Annotated in this window: 5 protein-coding genes; all 5 read left to right on the forward strand. The window is 33.5% G+C overall.

Annotated elements, in window-relative coordinates:
• Positions 1-899 (forward strand): FAD-dependent oxidoreductase (locus tag B2W91_RS00370; RefSeq protein ID WP_291578262.1); only part of this gene is annotated, 899 nt, incomplete at its 5' end.
• Between the two features lie 30 nt (positions 900-929).
• Positions 930-2258: a putative aminohydrolase SsnA gene (gene ssnA / locus B2W91_RS00375; protein ID WP_291578264.1), complete on the forward strand. Its 1329-nt coding sequence runs from the start codon at positions 930-932 to the stop codon at positions 2256-2258.
• Between the two features lie 42 nt (positions 2259-2300).
• Positions 2301-3518: a YgeY family selenium metabolism-linked hydrolase gene (locus tag B2W91_RS00380; protein WP_291578266.1), complete on the forward strand. Its 1218-nt coding sequence runs from the start codon at positions 2301-2303 to the stop codon at positions 3516-3518.
• Between the two features lie 15 nt (positions 3519-3533).
• Positions 3534-4484 carry a carbamate kinase gene (arcC, locus tag B2W91_RS00385; RefSeq protein ID WP_291578267.1) on the forward strand — a complete coding sequence of 317 codons (951 nt, stop codon included), beginning with the start codon at positions 3534-3536 and terminating at the stop codon, positions 4482-4484.
• A 148-nt stretch (positions 4485-4632) separates the two neighbouring features.
• Positions 4633-7188, forward strand: coding sequence for a selenium-dependent xanthine dehydrogenase (gene xdh / locus B2W91_RS00390; protein ID WP_291578269.1), 2556 nt, complete (start codon positions 4633-4635; stop codon positions 7186-7188).
• Positions 7189-7294 lie beyond the last annotated feature (106 nt).

The raw sequence follows: 7294 nt of genomic DNA on the forward strand, positions 1-7294 counted from the left end.
CAGCTAGCTTAGAAGAAATAGAGTTAGCTCAATCAGAAGATATATTATTTAAAGAATTACTTTCACCAATATCAATAAAAGATTCCAAACTAATTTGTGAAGAGATGAAATTAGGAGAAAAAGATGCTTCAGGAAGAAGAAGACCTGTAAGTTCTGGCAAAATTGTGGAGATAGAAGCAGATACAGTTATTTCTGCTGTAGGACAGCAAATAGACAGTGATTTACTTAGAAAAAATAAAATAGAATCGGATTCTAAAGGTTTCTCTAAGGTAAACAAAGCTTGTGAGACAAACATTAATAATGTATATGTTACTGGGGACATGAAAGAAGGGCCATCTACTATTGTTAAAGCTATAGCTGATGGTAAAGCGGTATCTAAAGATATTTTATTAAAAGAAGGATTAAGTAATGATTTTGATAAAAAAGTCTTTACTGCAAATGAAAAGGAAACATATAACAAGAAAGGTATATTAAAAGCTTCTGATTGTTTAGAAAAAGAATCAGAGAGATGTCTATCTTGTAACAAGGTATGTGAAATTTGTGTAGACGTTTGTCCTAATAGAGCAAATATAGTGGTTAATGTGGATGAAGGTTTCCAATCTTCACATCAAATAATACACTTAGATGGAATGTGCAATGAGTGTGGTAACTGTGGTATATTCTGTCCTTATAAAGGAAATCCATATAAAGATAAAACAACAGTTTTCTGGAGCAAAGAAGACTTTGAAGATAGTACAAACAAAGGATTTTTAATCATAGATAAAGATAAAGGAATCTGCAAAGTTAGAAAAGAAAATGCTGAAGTTGTAGATTATACCGTTGGTGAATTAAATGTCATTTCAAATGAAATGGAAAATATGATTAAAACTTTCATAAATAAATATAGCTATATGTCATAAAGGATATTTAGAATTGGGGAGGTGAATCATATGTTGTTGATTGGAAATGGAAAAGTTATAACTAGAGATAATACTAGACCAATCATAGACAATGGATGTGTTGCTGTTGAGAAAAGTAAAATTATTGAAATTGGATCAACTGAAACGCTAAAGAATAAGTATAAAGAATACCAATTTATAGATGCAAAAGGCAAGCTTATAATGCCAGGATTTATAAATACTCATATGCACTATTATAGTACTTTTGCTAGAGGGATGGCTAATGACAGCCCTCCAGCAAAATCATTCCCTGATATACTTAAAGGTCTTTGGTGGAGATTAGATAAAGCATTGAACTTAGAAGATGTTTACTATAGTGCTATGGTACCTATGGTGGATCAAATAAAAAATGGTGTAACCACTGTATTTGATCATCATGCTAGTGCTCATGCTGTCAAAGGAAGCTTATTTAAAATAGCAGAGGCAGCAGAGACAATGGGAATTCGTAGTAATTTGTGTTATGAAACTTCTGATAGAGATGGAGAAAAAATTGCACAAGAAGGCATCGACGAAAATGTAGAATTTATTAAATATTGCAATGATAAAAATGATGATATGATCAAAGGAATGTTTGGACTTCATGCATCTATGACAATTTCTGAAAAGACTTTAGAAAAATGTGTGGATGCAGCTAAAAGCTTAAACACAGGCTTCCATGTTCATTGCGGAGAAGGTATTGAAGATTTAGAAGATTCAAAAGAAAAGTATGGCAAGGGCGTTATAGAAAGATGGTACGATGCAGGAGTTCTTTGTGATAAAACCATAGCAGTACATTGTATTTATGTTTCAGATGATGAAATGGAAATGATCAAAGAAAAGAATTCAATAGTAGTTCATAATCCTGAGTCAAACATGGGAAATGCAGTAGGTGTTTCTCCAGTGCTTAAAATGTATAAAAAGGGAATTTTATTAGGATTAGGAACTGATGGATACACTCCAGATGTTACTGAATCTTATAAAGTTGCTAACATTATTCATAAACATCATGCTAAGGATTCAACTGTGGCATGGGGAGAAATTCCAGAGATGTTATTTGAAAATAACAGAAAAATTACTGAAAGATTTATTGATGGTAAAGTTGGAATTTTAAAAGAAGGTGCACTAGCGGACATAATCGTAGTAGATTATAATCCACCAACACCAATTAATGAAAATAATATTAACAGCCATATATTATTTGGTATCAATGGAAGACATGTAGATACAACTATTATAAATGGTAAAGTTTTAATGGAAGATAGAAAACTTCTTCATGTTGATGAAGAAAGAATCATGGCTAGAAGCAGAGAACTAGCAACTGAAGTTTGGAAAAGATTTTAATTTAGAAACAATTTAAGTTTGAAATTTTTGGAGGGGTTTAACATGGAAACTATTAATAAAGAAGAAATACTAAAATTAGCTGAGAAATATAAACCAGAGATGTCAAAATTCTTAAGAGATATGATTAGAATTCCAAGTGAAAGCTGTCAAGAGAAAGAAGTAGTACTTAGAATAAAAGAAGAGATGGAAAAAGTAGGATTTGATAAAGTAGAAATAGATCCTATGGGAAATGTATTAGGATATATAGGTCATGGAAAACATGTTATAGCTATGGATGCTCATATAGATACAGTTGGAATAGGTGATAGAAATCTATGGAATTATGATCCTTATGAGGGCTATGAAGATGATGAAATCATAATAGGTAGAGGAGGAACAGACCAAGAAGGCGGAATGGCTTCTATGGTTTATGCTGGAAAGATAATCAAAGATCTTGGACTAGAAGATGATTACACATTAATAGTAACTGGTACTGTTCAAGAAGAAGACTGTGATGGATTATGCTGGCAATATATAATCAATGAAAGCAAAATAAAACCAGAATTTGTTGTAATTACAGAACCAACTTCCTTAAATATATACAGAGGACATAGAGGAAGAATGGAAATAAAAGTTACAACTCGCGGTGTTAGCTGCCACGGATCAGCACCAGAAAGAGGAGATAACGCAATATTTAAAATGGGTCCTATACTAAATGAATTAAAAGCTTTACATGAAAACTTAATATGTGACGAATTCTTAGGAAAAGGTAGTTTAACTGTATCTGAAATATTCTTCTCATCACCTTCAAGATGTGCTGTTGCAGATGGATGTACTATATCTGTAGACAGAAGACTTACTGATGGTGAAACTTGGGAATATGCAATTCAACAAATTAAGAATTTACCAGCAGTTAAAGCTGCAAATGCTGAAGTTGAAATGTATAGCTATGAAAGACCTTCATATACTGGTTTAGTATATCCAACAGAATGTTTCTTCCCAACTTGGGTATTAAATGAAGATCACCCAGCATGTGAAACAGCTGTAAAATGCTACGAAGACTTATTCAAGAGTGAACCAAAAGTTGATAAATGGACATTCTCTACAAATGCAGTTTCTATAATGGGTAGATATGGAATACCATGTATCGGATTTGGGCCAGGACATGAAGATCAAGCTCATGCTCCTAATGAAAAAACTTGGAAAGATGAATTAGTAAAATGTGCAGCAATGTATGCACTTATTCCAATAACTTATGTAAAAGAATTTGCTAACAAATAGTAGGGGGTATAGGATATGGGGTTAAGTAAATTAGTTATAGCATTAGGTGGAAACGCACTTCAAGAATCTGGAACCCCTGCGACAGCAGAAGCCCAATTAGAAGTAGTTAAAAAGACTTGTGAGTATATAGCGGAGCTTAGCTGCAGAAAATATGAAATTGCAATAGTTCACGGAAATGGTCCACAAGTAGGAAGAATTCTACTTGCATCAGAAGCAGCTGCAGATGTTACACCATCTATGCCTTTTGATGTATGCGGGGCTATGAGCCAAGGTTATATAGGATATCATATTCAACAATCTCTTAGAAAAGCTTTAGCTGATAGAAATAAGAATACACCAGTGGCAACAATTGTTACCCAGGTAGTAGTTGATAAAGATGACACTGCTTTTAAAAACCCTACTAAACCTATAGGAGCTTTTTATAGTGAAGAAGAAGCTAAAAAACTTCAAGCAGAAAAGGGTTATGTAATGAAAGAAGATTCTGGAAGGGGATGGAGAAGAGTAGTAGCTTCACCAACACCTAAAAGAATAGTAGAAATTTCATCAGTTAAAGAATTATGGAATTCAACTATATGTATAGCAGCAGGCGGCGGTGGTATTCCAGTTATTGAAAAAGAAGATGGATCATTAGAAGGAGTTGCTGCAGTTATAGATAAGGATCTTGCAGCTGAAAAACTTGCTGAGGATGTTAATGCAGATACTCTAATGATACTTACAGAGGTTGAAAAAGTATCAATAAACTTTAATAAACCTAATCAAGCTGATCTTAATCATATTACTGTAGAAGAAGCTGAAAAATATATGGAAGAGGGACATTTTGCTCCTGGATCAATGCTTCCAAAAGTTAAGGCAGCAGTAATGTTCGCAAAAGCTAACCCAAACCATAAAGCTATAATAACTTCACTTTACAGTGCTGTAAATGCACTAGAAGGTAAGACAGGAACAGTTATTACATTAAATAAATAAGATTAAATTTAATTTGAGAGTTGAAAGTAAAGAATTGAGGGCTAAAAAACTTCTTAACTTTCAGCTCTCAATTTTTAAATATAGTCTATTCTAAAGGTTTCTTTATGAGTAATAAAATATAAATATATTAATTATGGGGGGAGCTCTTATGTCTGAATTTATTTTAAATGGTGAGAAAACCAATATTGAAGAAGATATAAACTTTCTTGAGTATTTAAGGGAATATAAAAATTTGACTTCGCTGAAAAATGGCTGCGCAGAAGGAGCATGTGGTGCTTGTATGATACTTGTAGATGGCAAAGCTATGAGGGCTTGCTTATTTACAACTGCAAAAGCAGATGGAAAAAATATATTGACTATTGAAGGGCTTTCAGAAAAAGAGAGAGATGTGTTTATTTGGGCTTTTTCAAAGGCTGGTGCAGTTCAATGTGGTTTTTGCATACCAGGTATGATTATAAGTGCAAAATCACTTTTAGATAAGAATTTAAATCCAAGTAAAAAAGAAATTAAAGCTGCTATTAGAGGAAATGTTTGTAGATGTACTGGATACGTTAAAATAATAAAAGCTATTGAAATGGCAGCAGAAGCATTTAGAAATGGTGGAATTTTGCCTGATGAAAAATATAAAGGTAAAATAGGTGAAAATATTCCAAGAATAGATGCAAAGGATAAAATCTTAGGTACTGGAAAATATGTAGATGACATGAAGGTAGAGAGAATGGTTTATGGTTCTGCTTTAAGGACGAAATATCCTAGAGCTTTAGTAAAGAGCATTGATATTTCAGAAGCTTTAAAACATCCAGAAGTAGAAGCGGTACTTACGGCAGAAGATATACCGGGAAAGAGATTTATAGGACATATCTCAAAAGATTGGCCAGCTTTAATAGCGGTAGGAGAAGAAACAAGATATGTAGGAGATTCAGTTGCACTAGTTGCAGCAAAGAGTAAAAGTGCTTTAAAAGAAATACTTAATCTTATAAAAGTAGAATATGAAGAGCTAAAACCTTTAAGTAGTCCTTCTATGGCAATGGAGGAAAATGCACCTAAAATTCATCCTAGTGGAAATATTTTAAAAGTGGAAAGAGTAAAAAGGGGTAATGTAGATGAAGCCATAGCTAATTCTAAATACATAGTTACAAATCATTATTCTACGCCTTTTACTGAACATGCTTTTTTAGAACCAGAAAGTGCTATAGGTATGCCAGACGGTGATGGGGTTATTATTTATACCGGATCTCAAGGGATATATGATGAACAAAGGGAAATTTCTGAGCTTTTAGGACTTCCAAGTGAAAAAGTAAGAGTTATAAGTAAATATGTAGGAGGCGGCTTTGGTGGAAAAGAGGATATGAGTGTACAACATCATGCTGCTCTACTTGCTTGGCATATGAAAAAGCCTATAAAAGTAACTTTAAGCCGTAAGGAAAGTATAATGATTCATCCTAAGAGACACGCTATGGAAATGACTATTACCACTGCTTGTGATGAAGAAGGAAATTTAACAGCATTTAAAGCTGAAATTATAGCAGATACTGGTGCTTATGCATCACTAGGAGGACCTGTACTTCAAAGGGCTTGTACTCACGCAGCAGGACCATATAGATGTTCAAATGTGGAGATAAAAGGTACAGCAGTATATACCAATAATCCTCCAGGTGGAGCTTTTAGAGGGTTTGGTGTAACTCAGTCAGTTTTTGGATCAGAATGCAATTTAAATCTTTTAGCAGAAAAAGTAGGTATATCTCCTTGGGAGATAAGATTTAAAAATGCAGTAAAACCAGGAGATGTATTGCCTAATGGGCAAATTGCAGATGAGGGAACTGCTATAAAAGAAACTATAATGGCTGTAAAAGATGCATATGAAAATAATAAATATGCAGGAATAGCCTGCTGTATGAAAAATGCAGGAATCGGTGTTGGACTGCCTGATATTGGTAGATGTAATTTAGTAGTGATAGATGGAAAAGTTCACATAAGAACTAGTGCAGCTTGTATAGGTCAAGGACTTGGAACAATTCTTACACAAATAATATGTGAAGCAACTAATTTATTACCAGAGCAGATAATTTTAGATTTACCAGATACCATGGTTGCACCAGATTCAGGAACAACTACAGCATCAAGGCAAACAGTATTTACTGGAGAAGCTACAAGGGTGGCAGCATTAAAGCTTAAAGAAAGGCTATTAACTAAGTCACTAGAAGAGTGTGAAGGGGAAGAATTCTATGGAGAATATAAAGGTATCACAGATCCTATTAATTCTGACAAAGAAAATCCAGTAAGTCACGTAGCATACGGTTATGCAACTCAAGTTGTTATTCTTGATGAAGATGGAAAGGTAGAAAAAGTAGTTGCAGCACACGATGTAGGAAAAGCTATAAATGTTACTAATGTAGAAGGACAAATTGAAGGTGGAGTAGTTATGGGGCTTGGATATGCACTTACAGAGGATTATCCATTAAATAACTCTGTTCCTACTGCCAAATTTGGAACCTTAGGATTACTTAGAGCTACAGACATACCAGAAATCGAATCTATAATAATTGAAAAGAATACAAATGATTTAGCTTATGGCGCAAAAGGAGTAGGGGAAATCACAACTATACCAACAGCTCCAGCAGCTCAAGGAGCTTATTTAAAATTTGATGGTCAATTTAGAAAAAAACTTCCTTTTGATGATACAGCTTATAGAAGAAAGAAATAATTATCTAAATGTTTCTTAATAAACAGACTTAAATAAAGGATTCCTATAAAAGGTTAAGCTAATAGAAGCTAACTATAAGTTATTGAAATCTATATTGATAAGAAAT

Origin of the sequence: Clostridium sp. UBA6640, assembly GCF_002455975.1 — a bacterium.
GTDB lineage: Bacteria > Bacillota > Clostridia > Clostridiales > Clostridiaceae > Clostridium_J.